The sequence below is a fragment of the Corynebacterium sp. HMSC078A10 genome (genome assembly GCF_001811565.1).
GTDB classification, from domain to species: Bacteria; Actinomycetota; Actinomycetes; order Mycobacteriales; family Mycobacteriaceae; genus Corynebacterium; species Corynebacterium hesseae.
This window is the reverse complement of sequence record NZ_KV805205.1, coordinates 165,733-180,126: the sequence shown is the minus strand read 5'-3', so window position 1 is coordinate 180,126 and position 14,394 is coordinate 165,733. Positions and strand designations below refer to the sequence as shown.

General features: G+C 61.0%; 15 protein-coding genes. 13 read left to right on the top strand and 2 right to left on the bottom strand.

Annotated elements, in window-relative coordinates:
• Positions 1-61: 61 nt before the first annotated feature.
• The 12 genes from HMPREF2808_RS06970 (at position 62) to HMPREF2808_RS06915 (ending at position 10,470) form a co-directional block, all read left to right on the top strand.
• The gene (locus tag HMPREF2808_RS06970; protein ID WP_070531051.1) at positions 62-1,039 is read left to right on the top strand and encodes a carbohydrate ABC transporter permease; all 978 of its coding nucleotides are present in this window, start codon (positions 62-64) and stop codon (positions 1,037-1,039) included.
• Complete coding sequence (locus tag HMPREF2808_RS06965; protein WP_070564882.1) at positions 1,036-1,857, top strand: carbohydrate ABC transporter permease; 822 nt, start codon at positions 1,036-1,038, stop codon at positions 1,855-1,857. Before HMPREF2808_RS06970 ends, HMPREF2808_RS06965 begins: the two co-directional genes overlap by 4 nt.
• Positions 1,857-2,042 (top strand): hypothetical protein, encoded by a 186-nt coding sequence (locus HMPREF2808_RS06960; RefSeq protein ID WP_070564885.1) that lies wholly within the window; start codon positions 1,857-1,859, stop codon positions 2,040-2,042. Before HMPREF2808_RS06965 ends, HMPREF2808_RS06960 begins: the two co-directional genes overlap by 1 nt.
• Positions 2,039-3,541 (top strand): maltose alpha-D-glucosyltransferase, encoded by a 1,503-nt coding sequence (gene treS, locus HMPREF2808_RS06955; RefSeq protein ID WP_070564887.1) that lies wholly within the window; start codon positions 2,039-2,041, stop codon positions 3,539-3,541. Before HMPREF2808_RS06960 ends, treS begins: the two co-directional genes overlap by 4 nt.
• A gap of 268 nt (positions 3,542-3,809) precedes the next feature.
• Positions 3,810-5,099: an inorganic phosphate transporter gene (locus HMPREF2808_RS06950; RefSeq protein ID WP_070597162.1), complete on the top strand. Its 1,290-nt coding sequence runs from the start codon at positions 3,810-3,812 to the stop codon at positions 5,097-5,099.
• An 11-nt stretch (positions 5,100-5,110) separates the two neighbouring features.
• Positions 5,111-5,413, top strand: a complete 303-nt coding sequence (locus tag HMPREF2808_RS06945) for a hypothetical protein (protein WP_070564892.1) — start codon at positions 5,111-5,113, stop codon at positions 5,411-5,413.
• Between the two features lie 252 nt (positions 5,414-5,665).
• Positions 5,666-5,917, top strand: coding sequence for a hypothetical protein (locus HMPREF2808_RS06940; RefSeq protein ID WP_070564895.1), 252 nt, complete (start codon positions 5,666-5,668; stop codon positions 5,915-5,917).
• A gap of 226 nt (positions 5,918-6,143) precedes the next feature.
• Positions 6,144-7,757: an acyl-CoA carboxylase subunit beta gene (locus HMPREF2808_RS06935; protein WP_070531065.1), complete on the top strand. Its 1,614-nt coding sequence runs from the start codon at positions 6,144-6,146 to the stop codon at positions 7,755-7,757.
• Between the two features lie 59 nt (positions 7,758-7,816).
• Positions 7,817-9,148: a carboxyl transferase domain-containing protein gene (locus HMPREF2808_RS06930; protein WP_070624307.1), complete on the top strand. Its 1,332-nt coding sequence runs from the start codon at positions 7,817-7,819 to the stop codon at positions 9,146-9,148.
• Positions 9,149-9,158: 10 nt separating this feature from the next.
• Positions 9,159-9,353, top strand: coding sequence for an acyl-CoA carboxylase subunit epsilon (locus HMPREF2808_RS06925; RefSeq protein ID WP_070528100.1), 195 nt, complete (start codon positions 9,159-9,161; stop codon positions 9,351-9,353).
• 4 nt (positions 9,354-9,357) lie between these two features.
• Positions 9,358-9,954, top strand: coding sequence for a Maf family protein (locus HMPREF2808_RS06920; RefSeq protein ID WP_070564901.1), 597 nt, complete (start codon positions 9,358-9,360; stop codon positions 9,952-9,954).
• A gap of 99 nt (positions 9,955-10,053) precedes the next feature.
• Positions 10,054-10,470 (top strand): DUF3151 domain-containing protein, encoded by a 417-nt coding sequence (locus HMPREF2808_RS06915; protein ID WP_012714873.1) that lies wholly within the window; start codon positions 10,054-10,056, stop codon positions 10,468-10,470.
• A gap of 302 nt (positions 10,471-10,772) precedes the next feature.
• On the opposite strand, the gene HMPREF2808_RS06910 is transcribed toward HMPREF2808_RS06915, so the two are convergent.
• Together HMPREF2808_RS06910 and HMPREF2808_RS06905 are read right to left on the bottom strand one after the other, a co-directional pair.
• On the bottom strand, positions 10,773-11,939 hold the full coding sequence (locus HMPREF2808_RS06910; protein WP_070564904.1) for a DUF4282 domain-containing protein: 1,167 nt from the start codon (positions 11,937-11,939) through the stop codon (positions 10,773-10,775).
• A 197-nt stretch (positions 11,940-12,136) separates the two neighbouring features.
• A complete protein-coding gene (locus HMPREF2808_RS06905; protein WP_070564907.1) occupies positions 12,137-13,195 on the bottom strand; it encodes a Cj0069 family protein in 1,059 nt (352 codons plus the stop codon).
• 289 nt (positions 13,196-13,484) lie between these two features.
• Between HMPREF2808_RS06905 and HMPREF2808_RS06900 the strand changes: the two genes are divergently transcribed.
• Positions 13,485-14,345: a sulfurtransferase gene (locus HMPREF2808_RS06900; protein ID WP_070564911.1), complete on the top strand. Its 861-nt coding sequence runs from the start codon at positions 13,485-13,487 to the stop codon at positions 14,343-14,345.
• The last annotated feature ends 49 nt before the right edge of the window (positions 14,346-14,394 follow it).

Here is a 14,394-nt window from a genome sequence, read left to right as displayed (position 1 = left end):
TATGATTTTCCCCAACCCCCGATAAACCCCTCCCCCTATTAATCAGAAAGGCAGGCACCGCATGGCTGGAGCACCGGCTACCGCGCAGCCCCGCAGACAGTATCTGCGCGTCGCTGCGCTCATCGCACCGGCGCTGATAGCGCTGGCCGTGGTCATCGGCTATCCCATCGTGCGCGCTGTGATGTTGTCCTTCCAGGGCAACAAGCGGCTTAACCCGACTACGGGTGTATTCGAGGAAGGCTCATTCGCAGGCCTCGAAAACTACCTGTACTGGCTCACCAATAAATGCATGTCTGCCACCGGCCAGGCCACCACATGCCCGGACGGCGTCATCGCCACCGATTTCTGGCCGGCGCTCAAAATCACGCTCTTCTTCACCGTGGTCACGGTGGCACTGGAGACGATCTTGGGCATGTTCATGGCGCTGGTGATGAACGGCGAGTACCGCGGGCGCGGCCTCGTGCGCGCGGCTGTGCTGGTTCCCTGGGCCATTCCCACCGCGGTTACTGCGAAGCTGTGGCAGTTCATGTTCGCGCCGGACGGCATCATCAACGCGCTCATCGGCTCGAACATCGCGTGGACCACGGACCCGTTTTATGCCCGCCTCGCGGTCATCATCGCCGATGTGTGGAAGACCGCCCCGTTCATGGCGCTGCTCATCCTGGCCGGTCTGCAGATGATTCCGCGCGATGTCTATGACGCCGCCCGCGTCGATGGCGCATCGCGCATCCAAACCTTCTTCACCATTACCCTGCCGCTGGTGCGCCCGGCGCTCATGGTGGCCATCCTCTTCCGCACGCTGGACGCGCTGCGCATGTACGACCTGCCGGTCATCATGATCTCCGCCTCCTCCAACTCCCCGACGGCCACCATTTCCCAGTTGGTGGTGGAGGACATGCGCCAGGGCCACTTCAACTCTGCCTCCGCGCTATCCACCCTCATCTTCCTGCTCATCTTCACCGTCGCGTTCATTCTCGTTCGCTTCCTCGGCGCTGATGTGTCCGGTACTGCTCGCCAGAAGAAGGAGAAGAAGTCATGAAAAAGCTCGGACACTACCTTGGCATCCTCTTCATCATGTTCTGGGGGCTCGCGCCCTTCTACTGGATGGTCGTCACCGCCCTGCGGCACAAGTCCCATACTTTCGACACCACCCCGTGGCCCACGCACGTAACCCTGGATAACTTCCGGGACGCCCTAGCCACGGACAAGGGCAATGACTTCCTCAATGCGCTGGGGAACTCTTTGATCATTTCCTTGGTCACGACCGCGGTGGCGGTCCTTATCGGCGTGTTTACCGCCTACGCCTTGGCACGCTACGACTTCCCAGGCAAAGGTATTGTCACCGGCATCATTCTGGCTGCCTCGATGTTCCCGGCCATCGCGTTGGTGACCCCGCTGTTCCAGCTCTTTGGAAACCTCGAATGGATCGGCACCTACCGCGCGATGATCATCCCGAACATCTCCTTCGCGCTACCGCTGACGGTCTATACGCTGCTGAGCTTCTTCCGCCAGCTTCCCTGGGAGCTGGAGGAGGCTGCCCGCGTGGACGGCGCTTCCCGCGGTCAGGCCTTCCGCCTCGTGCTCCTGCCCTTGGCCGCGCCCGCGCTGTTTACCACCGCCATCATCGCTTTCATCACAACGTGGAACGAGTTCATGCTGGCCAAGCAGCTATCCACCACCGCCACTGAGCCGGTGACCGTGGCTATCGCGCGTTTCTCGGGCCCCTCGGCCTTCGAGTACCCCTACGCCGCCACCATGGCCGCGGGCGCACTGGTGACGATTCCGCTGATCATCATGGTGCTCATCTTCCAGCACCGCATCGTTGCCGGCCTCACCGCCGGCGGTGTTAAGGCCTAATGCGCCGCGCTCTGCTGTGGGACACCGCGCTGGGTTTCGTTGGTTTCTTTGCGTTCCTGGCGCTGGTGCAGGCAGTCCTCAACCTTTTTCACCCCTCCCCCGCTATCTGGCCGGGGCTCCTCGCGGGCGCGCTGTGCCTGGCGGAGTTTCTGCTGTGGCGGGCTAAACGGAAGGATCTCCGATGACCTGGCACGACAACGCCATTTTCTACCAGGCCCTCGTGGGCTCGTACAAGGACACCCGCGGCGAAGGCGTCGGCACGCTGCGCGGCGTTATTGAGAAGTTGGATTACCTCAAGTGGCTCGGCGTGGACTGCCTGTGGCTCTCCCCGTTCTATGCCTCCCCGCTGCGCGATGATGGCTATGACATTGCCGATTACTACTCCATCCACCCTGATTACGGCACGATGGAGGACTTCGAGGAGCTCGTCACCGAGCTCCACGCGCGTGGCATGCGGCTGATGACGGACCTGGCGTTCAACCACACCTCCACCGATCACCCGTGGTTCCAGGCCTCGCGCACCGATCCGGAAGGGCCGTACGGTGACTACTACGTGTGGGGCGATGATCCCCTGCGCTACCCAGAGATCCGCATCATCTTCACCGATACGGAAACCTCGAATTGGGCGTGGGATCCGGAGCGCAAGCAGTACTACTTCCACCGCTTCTACTCGCACCAGCCGGACTTGAACTATGACAACCCGAAGGTCCGCGAGGAAGTGTTCAAGATCCTCTCCTTCTGGCTGGACAAGGGCGTGGACGGCTTCCGCCTCGATGCCATTGCATACCTCTACGAGCGCGATGGTCTGGGTGGCGAGTCCCTGCCGGAAACAGTCGAGTTTGTGGAAAGAATCCGCGCTTTCATCGACGAGAACTATCCCGAGGCCATCATGATCGCGGAGGCCAACCAGCCGCCGCAAGACACCATGGAGTTCTACGGCACGGGCAATCGCTTCCACATGGTGTTCAACTTCCCCGTCATGCCGCGGCTCTACCAGGCCCTTGCACTGGGTGACGCCACACCGGTCTACGAGATCATGGCGGAGCTTCCGGAGCTGCCCCAGGGATGCCAGTGGGGCACCTTCCTGCGCAATCACGACGAGCTAACGCTGGAGATGGTCAACGAGGACCAGCGCGCCATCATGTACGAGCACTTTCTGCCGGATGATCAGATGCGCGCTCACGTGGGTATCGCGCGGCGGCTCGCCCCGCTGTTGGGCAACGACTACCGCAAGATTGAGCTCTTCTATTCCCTCCTCATGACGCTACCGGGCGCGCCTTTCTTGTATTACGGCGATGAGATTGGCATGAACGACGCCCCCGAGCTGCCCGACCGCGATGCTGTCCGCACCCCTATGCAGTGGGAGCCGGGCGAGGGCGCAGGTTTCAGTACATCCGCTCAGACGCGCCGCCCCATCGTTGGCGGGATTGGTATTTCGGTGGAGGAGCAGCTTGCCGACGACTCCTCGATCCTCCACCGCATTCGCAGCCTCATCCAGCAACGCAAGGCGCATCCGGAACTCGGCACCGCGCCTTTCGAGGCGGTGGAGACCGGCCACGCGGGCGTGCTGGGATTCCAGCGCGGTGAATTATTGTGCTTGCACAACTTCACCGAAGAAGCCGTAGACTTAGGACCAGTCGAACTGGGACCCTTCGGTTATGCCTGGCTTCCGGTGGAGGCTTAACGGTCTTTTAACGAAAACGGTAAACAGAACATGAACAGTCGATGTATTGTGCTGTAACTTTTGAGGTTTTTTAGCGTTTTATGACCAATTAAAGATACATAATGCCTGTTTGCCGAGGTCACCGGCCTTTAGCGCACAATTGGCACCATTACCTTTCGGGACTATCGTCAACCGCGGTTAGCTCGCAGTCGTCGCGCCACCCCTTTGGCCCCGACACGCTGACCCCTCTTTGCAGATTATTGCCCTAGTCCTGAAAGGGATCACGCTCGTGTCAGCGACTCTTATCATCTTGGCCATCGTGGTCATCACGGCACTGGCCTTCGACTTCACCAACGGTTTCCACGACACAGCCAACGCTATGGCGACGTCGATTGCCACCGGCGCACTGAAGCCGTTCACCGCCGTTGCCATTTCCGCCGTCCTCAACCTCATCGGCGCATTCCTCTCCGTCAATGTGGCCGCCACCGTGGCCAAGGGAATCGTCAACCTTGACCAGTACGATGTCTCCGTCCCCGCCGACGGCGACGCCCTGCTCATGGTCGTCTTCACCGGCCTCATCGGCGGCATCACCTGGAACCTATTTACCTGGCTCCTTGGTATGCCGTCTTCATCCTCCCACGCCCTCTTTGGTGGCCTCATCGGCGCTGCCTTCGCAGCCCTGGGCACCGGCGGCGTGGCGTGGTCCTCCATTGCCGGCAAGATCATCATCCCGGCTATTGCCTCCCCACTCATCGCCGCTCTGGTTTCCGCCTGCGGTACCGCCCTGGTGTACTGGGTGACCAACACCATCCCGAGCAAGGTCAAAAACGAGCACTTCCGCCACGGCCAGATCGTGACCGCCTGCCTCGTATCCCTGGCCCACGGCACCGGTGACGCACAGAAGACGATGGGCGTTATCTTCCTTGCCCTCGTTGCCGCTGGCGAGGCCAACTCCGATTCCCGCATCCCGACCTGGGTCATCGTGGCCTGTGCCGTCGCGATTGCCGCCGGCACCATGTCGGGCGGCTGGCGCGTCATCCGCACCCTGGGCAAGGGGCTGGTTGAGATTGAGTCCCCGCAGGGCATGGCCGCTGAGGCCACCTCCGCCGCCATCATCCTAACCTCCGCCACCGGCGGTATGGCGCTGTCCACCACCCACGTGTCCACCGGTTCCATCCTGGGTACCGGCCTGGGCCGCAAGGGGGCGAAGGTTCGCTGGGGCGTCGCCATGCGCATGGTGGCCGCGTGGCTCATCACCCTTCCGTGCGCCGCCTTCGTCGGCTTCGTTACATGGTGGATTGCCAACGGCGTTGGCGCAGCCACCAACACCATGGTGGGTGCCATCGTTGACCTGATCATCCTGCTGGGAATGGTCGCCCTCATCCTCCTGCGCGCTCGCCGCAACCCGGTTGACGCTAATAACGTCAACGACGACTGGGACGAGGACTCCGAGTCCGTCGACTCCTCGATGTCTCACCGCGAAAAGGTCGCCGCAGGCGTTTCGACCGGCAACGCCCCCGGCGCCGCAGACGCCGTCAATGATGTGGTCAAGTCCCACACCGCCAACAAGGACAACTAAGGATTCCAATCATGACCGCAATGGAAATCGTCACCGCCCTCATCCGTGTGGCTGCACTAGCTCTCGCCTTCGGCGCGGGCATCCCGCTCCTCTTCGCTTTGGGCATGCGCTGTATGACCGGCGACCCCATCCGCAACGCCGAAGGCGTCGTCGTTGATGACACCGCAGCCTCACCCCAAATGAAGATGCTTGGCTGGACGGTATACGCCGTTCTTGGCTTCGTCATCCTTATCGCTATCACATGGATTGCAAAGGACTCCATCGCCCACTACTTCGGCTGGGAGCCTTTTGCCGGAATCGCTGGCGGACACTAAGCCCCTAACACCCCTCCCACCGACAGCCCCGTCGCCCTACACGGCGGGGCTGTCTTTTTGTCTTTATTAATTCTCCCCCGCGGTGGGAAGCTCATGAGTGTCCCTGGTCACACATCAGCCAAGGTAAACAAAAAGTTAACTTAACTTGAAATCTATGTAGCGTTTTGGGCGTTTACGCGATATAGTTGGTGAATCCCAACGGTACGGTACCCCGTACCTTTACTACGAGAGGCAAAAAAGGGGCGAGCAAGAATGAATACTATTTCCGGCTTTATTTCCACCATTGCTAACACATTCAAGACCGCCACCGGCACCGGTCTTGACACCATTACCGCTGCACCCATTGCAGCACAGGTGGCAGAAGATCTACTCAAGCACGATCTCATTCCGGCAACCCATACCGACATCGAGGAAAGCTTCGCCGCCCTCACGGGCGACTTCCCCCGGGAAGGCGACCTTGCCGAGGTAGAACTTTTCCTCGACAGCTTCGGATGGCTTGCATAAAATCCTTCACCAAACCCCGTCCCCATGGGCGGGGTTTTCTCATGCGACCACCCTTCAAACGGCGCATTTCGCGCCCACTACACTGTCAGCCATGCACCCAACACGCCGTTTGCGAGGATTCCCTCATCTTTTCCACCGCCCCTCACCTGCCCGAACGTAAAATGTGAGCGAAATCACCCGTGCGCCGCTATACATTCCCATACAAAACTTCTCTACACTGCCAAACATGACTATTTCCTCACATTTGTCGGAGCTTGACTCCCTGAGCGCCGACACCACCGCAGGCAAGATCGCTGAACTGAAGAGGCGTCGCGAAGCAGCGGCGCAGCCCATGGGCGAGAAAGCCCACGAAAAGGTCCACGCCCAAGGCCGCCTCACCGCACGTGAGCGCTTGGACTATCTCCTCGACGAGGGCTCCTTCGTCGAGACCGATATGCTCGCCGTGCACCGCACCACGGACTTCGGCATGGGCAAGAAGCGCCCACTGACCGATGGCATCGTCACCGGCTGGGGCACCATCGACGGCCGCGAGGTCTGCATTTTCTCCCAGGACGGAACCGTCTTTGGTGGCGCACTCGGTGAGGTCTACGGCGAGAAGATGATCAAGATCATGGAGCTTTCCATCACCACCGGCCGCCCGCTCATCGGCCTATACGAGGGTGCCGGCGCCCGCATCCAGGACGGCGCCGTGTCCCTGGACTGGATTGCCAAGACCTTCTACCAGAACGTCAAGGCTTCCGGCATCGTCCCGCAGATCTCCGTCATCATGGGCGCGTGCGCCGGCGGCAACGCCTACTCCCCTGCCCTGACTGATTTCGTGGTGATGGTGGACAAGAAGTCCAAGATGTTCGTCACCGGACCAGACGTCATCAAGACCGTCACCGGCGAAGAAGTCAGTCAAGAAGAACTCGGCGGCGCGGGCGTCCACATGCACAAAGCAGGAACCTCGCACTACACCGCCGCCAGCGACGAGGAAGCCCTGGATTGGGTCCACGACTTGCTGACCTACCTTCCCTCCAATAACCGCCAGCTGACCCCGGTTGAGCCCTACGAAGACCTGGGCGAAGAAACCGCCGACGACCTCATGCTGGATGAGATCATCCCGGATTCCCCAAACCAGCCCTATGACGTCAAGGAGGTCATCGAGGCCCTCACCGATGACGGTGACTTCCTGGAGATCCAGGCCGACCGCGCCGATAACGTGGTCACCGCCTTCGGACGCATCGAAGGCCGCACTGTTGGTTTCGTTGCTAACCAGCCCCAGGTCTTCGCCGGCTGCCTCGACATCGATTCTTCCGAGAAGGCCGCCCGCTTCGTGCGCACCTGCGATGCCTTCAACATCCCTATCATCATGCTTGTCGACGTCCCCGGCTTCCTCCCCGGCGCCGACCAAGAACACGACGGCATCCTGCGCCGCGGCGCCAAGCTGCTCTACGCCTACGCCGAAGCCACCGTTCCCAAGATCACCGTCACCCTGCGCAAGGCATACGGCGGCGCCTACTGCGTGATGGGCTCCAAGGGGCTGGGCGCGGACATCAACCTGGCATGGCCCACCGCCCAGATCGCGGTCATGGGTGCAGCAGGTGCCGTCGGTTTTATCTATCGCAAAGAGATCAAGGCAGCCCATGAGAAAGGCCTCGACGTGACGGAACTGACCAAATCCTTCGAGCGCGAATACGAAGATCACATGCTCAACCCGTATAAGGCAGCAGAGCGCGGGCTTATCGACGCCGTCATTCTCCCCTCCGAAACCCGCAGTGCAATCGCTAAAAACCTGCGCTTCTTCACGGACAAGAATGTCGCGCGCCCATCGCGCAAGCACGGAAACATCCCGCTCTAGGCCGCGCTCGTTTCAGCACAAATCAGTGCAGCAGAAGCACTGTATTACACTAGTGTTCCATGACTGACTTGAAGACGACCGCTGGCAAGATCGAGGACCTGAGCGCCAAGCTCACCGAGTCCCGGGCGCCGCAGGGAGAAGTCCCGGCAGCCCGCAGCGCCATCGAGGCGCTCTTTGACGCCGGCTCCTTCGTGGAGACCGACGCCCTTGCTCGCCACCGCTCCACCGAGTTCGGCCGCGAGCACATCCGCCCCTACACCGATGGTGTCGTCACCGGCTTCGGCACCGTCGATGGCCACAAGGTCTGCGCCTATGCGCAGGACGCCTCGTTGTTCGACGGCACCATGGGCGAGGTCTATGGCGAAAAGGTCACCAAGCTCTATGACCTGGCCATTAAGACCGGCGTGCCCATCGTCGCGCTCGTTGCCAGCGATAAGCCCCGCGCCCAGGAGGGCATCGTCTCCTCCGCCATGCAGGCCCGCATCCTCGCCCGCGCCACCACCGCCTCCGGCCTCATCCCGCAGATCACGGCGGTTTACGCGGAGTCCAAGGAGGCCTCGCTCGTGGCCGCGCTGTCCGATGTCGTCATCGCCCCCGACGGCGACGTGCAGGCGGACGGGGAGCACGAGGTGAGCGTCGCCAAGCGCGTGCTCTCCTATCTGCCCTCCAATAACCGTGCCGCCGCGCCCCGCACCGAGGCCACCATCGTTGCGGGTTCGGTGGAAGACAACATCAGCGAGGCCGACCACGCGCTCGATACCCTCGTGGGCGATGACGGCGCCGTGGATCTCGCCGACGTGGTCACCGCTACCTGTGAGGATGTTTTCGAGCTCGGCGCCTGGGTGCGCGGGGTCTTCACCGGCTTCGGCCGCGTGGAGGGACGCACGGTGGGCATCATCGCCAACCGCGACTCTCTCGATGCCGCAGCCGCCGCCAAGGCCGCGCGTTTCATTCGCCTGTGCGATGCCTTCAACACCCCCATCGTCGAGTTCGTCGACTCCCCGGCTCTGGATGTGGAGAAGGCAGCGTTGGCCAAGCTCGTGCATGCTTATGCTGCGGCGAGCGTGGGCAAGATCAGCGTGATCGTGCGCCGCGCGCACGGCACCGGCTACATCGCTTTCGGTTCCAAGGAGCTCGGTGCGGACCTGTCCTATGCGTGGCCGACGGCCGAGATCGCCGTGGCCGATGCCCCTGAACTGGCCGCTGAGCTGGAGCTGAGTGAGGACGAGGCCGCAGCCTACCTCACCCCGTACCAAGCCGCTGAGCGCGGTCTCGTCGATTCCGTTATTACCCCGGCAGCCACGCGCGGTTCCCTCATTGAGGGACTGCGCCTGCTGGATCGCAAGATTATTCCGACCCTGCCGAAGAAACACGGCAATATCGTTTTGTAGAGGTTTCCCCATGACCGCTTCCCTGTTTACCGTTCTCAACGGCAACCCCACCGACGCTGAGGTGGCGGCCCTGACCACGGTGCTCAGCCAGCTCGACTCCGAGGCGCGTGCCAAGGCCGCCGATACCCGCTCCGAGCGCGACCTGTGGGGCCAGCCGGGCGACGTGTTTAACCCGTCCGCCTTCCGCAACGTCCGCTACTACTAAGCACATGCGCCTGGTTCTGGCTTCTCAGTCCCCGTCCCGCCTGTCCATCCTGCGGGGTGCGGGCGTGGAACCCGTCATTGCCCCGGCCCACGTGGATGAGCGGGCCATCGAGGAGCGCCTGGCGGGTGCTGAGCCCGCCGAGATCGTCTGCGCACTCGCCACGGCCAAGGCAGAGGCCATTGCCCCGGACTATCCCGAGGACGTCGTGGTGGGCGGGGATTCCATGCTGCTTCTCGACGGCTCCCTCCAAGGCAAACCCCACACCCCCGAGGCCACCGTGGAGCGCTGGCACGCGCAGGCCGGCCGCGCCGCGGAGCTCATCACCGGCCACTGCGTGCTGCGCGGCGAGGAGCGCTTCGTGGAGGCCTCGCGCACGACGGTGCACTTTGCGGAAGCTACTGCCGCCGATATCGAGGCCTATGCTCGCACCGGCGAGCCGCTGGAATGCGCCGGCGCCTTTACCCTGGAGGCCCTCGGCGGTTGGTTCATCGACCGCATTGAGGGCGATCCTTCCTCCGTCATCGGCCTTTCGCTGCCGGTGCTGCGCCGCGCTCTGTATTCCTTTGGACTCAACGTTTCCGACTTCTGGGCCCAGCCCTAATTCGGGGCGAGCCCTTCTAGTTGCGGGTGAATCCATCCAGCTGCGGGCGAACCTTTCTAGGTTCGCCCCCTCGCTGCCACATGGCTAGAGTGGGACGGCATGGAAATGAAAGATATGCTCGCTCCCCCGCCCATCAAGCTGCCGGCCGATCCGGGTGCTGACAGCACCTCCGATCTCACCGCAGGAATTGTCGCCCACCCGGATTCCCCGCTGCTGTGGGCACTGCTGGCGGAGCAGGAACTAGACAAGCACAAGGGCGCTGAACCCACCGCTTTCATCACCGCCTACGCTTATGCGCGTACCGGCTACCACCGCAGCCTCGACCGCCTGCGCGGCAATGGATGGAAGGGCTGGGGCCCTGTCCCCTTCTCCCATGAGCCTAACCAAGGCGTGCTGCGCGCGATTGCCGCACTGGGCCATGCTGCAAAGGCCATCGGTGAGGACGCGGAGTATGACCGCATCCGTCAAATGCTTTCCGACGCCGACCCCGAGTCCGTCGCCACGCTGCTGGACTAAGCAGCCAGTAGCGCCGTTGCGCGCTATCCCGCCTACCCCGGTCCGCCACATGGTTCTAGTCAACTGGTTCTACTCAAAAGGTTTAGCTGGGGGCAGGTGAACCATCTAGGTGCCCACAGATGGTTTGTTTAGGGGCACACGAACCTTCTGACCCGAACCATATGACTGGAACCATCCGTGGCGGCTAACGGGCCTCTCCGACGGGCATAGGGCTTTAAATACAAAAATCCCGCGGACCTCAAATAATGAGGCCGGCGGGATTAGTCTGTCTGCCCTAAAGCAGCGCAGGGATTGGTATGCGATTAAGCCTTGTCGCCGTCTGCCTTAGCAACAAGATCACCGGTGTTCTGCGCGGTGCGGATGTTTGCCACGAAGAACTCCAAGATCAAGCGGAACTGGATGACATAGAAAAAGAACGCGATTCCGCCAAAAATGACAGCGCCCAGGAACGCCAAGATTCCGCTGACAAAGCTGTCAGCAAAAGCCACGAAAGAGAAGAGGATCAATCCTGCCCAGGAGAGTCCTGCCAAAATGACGAGCAGAATGTAGATGAAGGAGGAGAACTTCAGGGTGACAAAGCTGCTGAAGGAGAAGTCAAACAGCGCCTTGAAGAAGCCCGTGCTCTTAGAAGAACCACCGTTCTGTGCGGCCTGCTGCGGGTACTGATTGTTCTGTGGAGAGGCAGCAAAGGGCGAGTTCTGCTGACCGAAGCCCTGCTGTTCCTGCGTACCAAAGCCCTGCTGGCTTTGGGAGCCGAACCCTTGCTGCTCCTGTCCACCAAAGCCCTGGTTCTGCTGCTGGTAGCTACCAAAACCGGACGTGGAGTTGGAGTGAGAAGCCTGGGCGCCGAAGCCATCACCAGACTGCTGCCCAAAACCCTGGCTCTGGTTGGATTCTGCCTGCGCACTGCCGCCAAAGCCTTCGCTGCCAAAGCCGCTGTTGCCGTAACCGTGGTTGCCGTAGCCCTGATTCGAGTTCGTCGCCTCAGCGGAGTGCTCGGCGCCAGCACTGCTATCGGAGTTGTAGGAAGCGTAGGAGGCGCCAAAAGAGTCATGGTTAGCGCGGGTGTCATGGCTTTCAGACTTGTTGTCAGATGACTCCGTGTTGGCAGAACCAGAGGCGGACTCAGACGCAGCAAAGCTGGAGCCAAAAGTGCTGTCCTTGGCCTCACCTTCAGACTCCGGCTGCGAATTCTGGGAAGACGCACTTCCGAACGAGGAGGTCTCAGCGGAGCTCTCGGAGTAATCGCCGTAGCCGGCCTGGCCGCCCCAGCCGAAGTTGGAGTTCTGTCCCTGGCTGTTCCACCCAGAAGCAGAATTATCGCTGCCGGACTGAGAGCTACCGTAGCCGCCAAAGCTACCGAAGCTGTTGTTCCCAGCGTTGTCGCCGTGGGAACCGTGAGCGTTGTAGTCGCCAGCGTTGTTATCGTTCTTGTCGCCGTTCTCACCAAACTGGTTGGGGTTCGTCATAGTTTTTAGACCTTTCGGAGAATCATTGATTTTCGCAGTGCGCTACAGCACGATACTGTCATAAATTTTTTACCCCACCGAACGTACCTGAGATCTTGCTCACCGGCAGCGCGAGTTAGGCAAATGCACCCCAGAAAACGACAGTTTCCCCCGCCACGGCAGGGGAAACTCAACAGGATTAGTGCGAAATAAATCGCTTAAGCGTGCTTGGCCTCCACGCGCTTGATGGCCTCAGCAGCCACCTTCTCCTGAATGCCCATGTCCAGCTCAGAGGTGAAGCCCACGCAGGAGCAGTTGATCTCACCAAGGACGTAAGTATCTTCGCCGTTTTCGCCGTCAGCCAGCATGAAGTCCGCGGTCCAGATCAGCGGGATGTTGTCACCGCCGAGCTTCTCTGCGATGACCGGGCGAACGTCAGCGAACATATCGACGAGCTCCTGCCACTCCTCCGGCTTTTGGTAGGTGTACTTGGCGCCGGAGAACAGGGTGGCGGAGAAGGCATCGCCGCCCTCGGCCGGCTTCTTGTGCACCACGAAGACCGGGTCCGGGCCCACGAGAAGAATACGAATCTCACCCTCAACGATGCGCGGCATGAAGCGCATGTCCACGAGCATGCCGTTGTCACCCACGATGTACTGATCGCAGAAGTCCATGAACTCGCCCAGCTCGCGCTCCTCGGAGTGGTTGTCCACAGCCTCGGTGCACTTGATCTTGGTGTCGAGCGACAGAGCCGTGCCCGGCTCGACGGACTCGGCCAGCTTCTCGTCGGCAAGGCGCACGCGCCAGATGCCGGAGCCGGTGGAGCCACGGTTCTGCTTAAGCACGCGCTCGCCGTAGGACAGGGAGGTCGGGAAGGTGTTGTGGAAGGACTCGACGTCGTAGTAGGCGGCGGTATCGGACGGGACCAGGTCGGTGTCGTTGAGCTTGACCAGGGCATCCTTAGCGCCGTAGGCCATCATCTCGTACGGGGTGGACATGCCGACCAAACCAGCGTCGGACAGCTTGGAGAGCAGGTCAAAGTAGCCCTTTTCACCGCCCGGGATGTTGCCCGGGTTCACGCGGGAGATGTAGGCATCAAAATTCTCGGATACATACTCGAAGAGCTTCTCGGACCACTCAGGGCGGTAGAACACGACCTCTGCATGCCAGCCTGCATCCTTGATGCAGTCGACGATTGGCATGGTGTCCTTACGGTGTCCGTTGATCTGCTTGTCTGATCCGCCCTCAACCTCGAAGACGACGATTGCCTTGTGCACAGTAATTCCCTTTCGCTAGGGGGTTGATGAGTGTCACTACTTAAAATAACCCAGGTTTGGCCCGCGCGCTCCCCTACAAAATCGGCCCAACAGAAGGTTAAAAAGCGAGCTTAGCGCACTTTTCAGCCCCTGACCTGCATACTTGTTATAACCAGTAAGTGCGAAGCGGCACAACCCGCCCAAGAAATGTATCCAACACCACAAAAGGCTCTCCCCCGTGACCACTTTTCGGCCAAGCACGCTAGAGTTGAAGCGAACGTTCCCCCTTAACGAGAAAGGCAGGTGGACCGTGGCCGAATTCGACCCGAATCCCCCTTTCCAGGAATACGCGCACCCCGAGCGTCTCGTGTCCGCACCGTGGCTATCCGCGCGACTGGGCATTAACGGCCTCCACGTGATCGAGGTCGATGAGGATTCACTCCTCTACGATATCGGCCACATCCCCACCGCTATCCGTATCAACGTCCAGACGGAACTGCTCGATAGCACAACGAGGGACATCATCAGCGCCGAAGACTTCACCGCCCTCCTTCGCTCGAAGGGCGTCGAGCGCGATGACACCGTCATCCTGTACGGAGACAAGTCCAACTGGTGGGCCGCGTTCGCCCTGTGGATCTTTGAACTGTACGGCCACGAAGACGTGCGGCTTCTCGACGGCGGCAGGGACGCCTGGATGTCCGAAGAACGCGATACTTCCTTCATGGTTCCCGAACCATCCGTTTCCTCTTATCCGGAGGTTTCCCGCGAAGAATCCTCTCGCATCTTCGTCGATGAGCTGCGCGGATCCACCGCCACCGTTGTCGACACCCGCAGCCCAGACGAGTTCTGCGGCGAAGCCGCCTTCAAGAACGGAACCGGCGAGTCTGCCTACGGCACCACCTTGACGCACGGCCATATTCCCGGGGCCATCAACTTGGAATGGGATCGCGCGGTCTACCCCAACGGCTGCTTCCGTACACTCAGCGAGCTCAAGGTCAACTATGGTGAGCTAGAGCCCGCAACGGAAACCGTCCTTTACTCGCATGTCGGCGCTCAGGCCGCGCACACCTGGTTTGTGCTGAAGTACCTGCTCGGCTTCGACACCCCGCGCGTCTACGATGGCTCGTGGGCAGAGTGGGGCAACATGGTTCGCATGCCCGTTGAGCGCTAGCAACACGCCGAAATAAGCCCGCATCCTCGCTGGTGCGGGTTTATTTTTT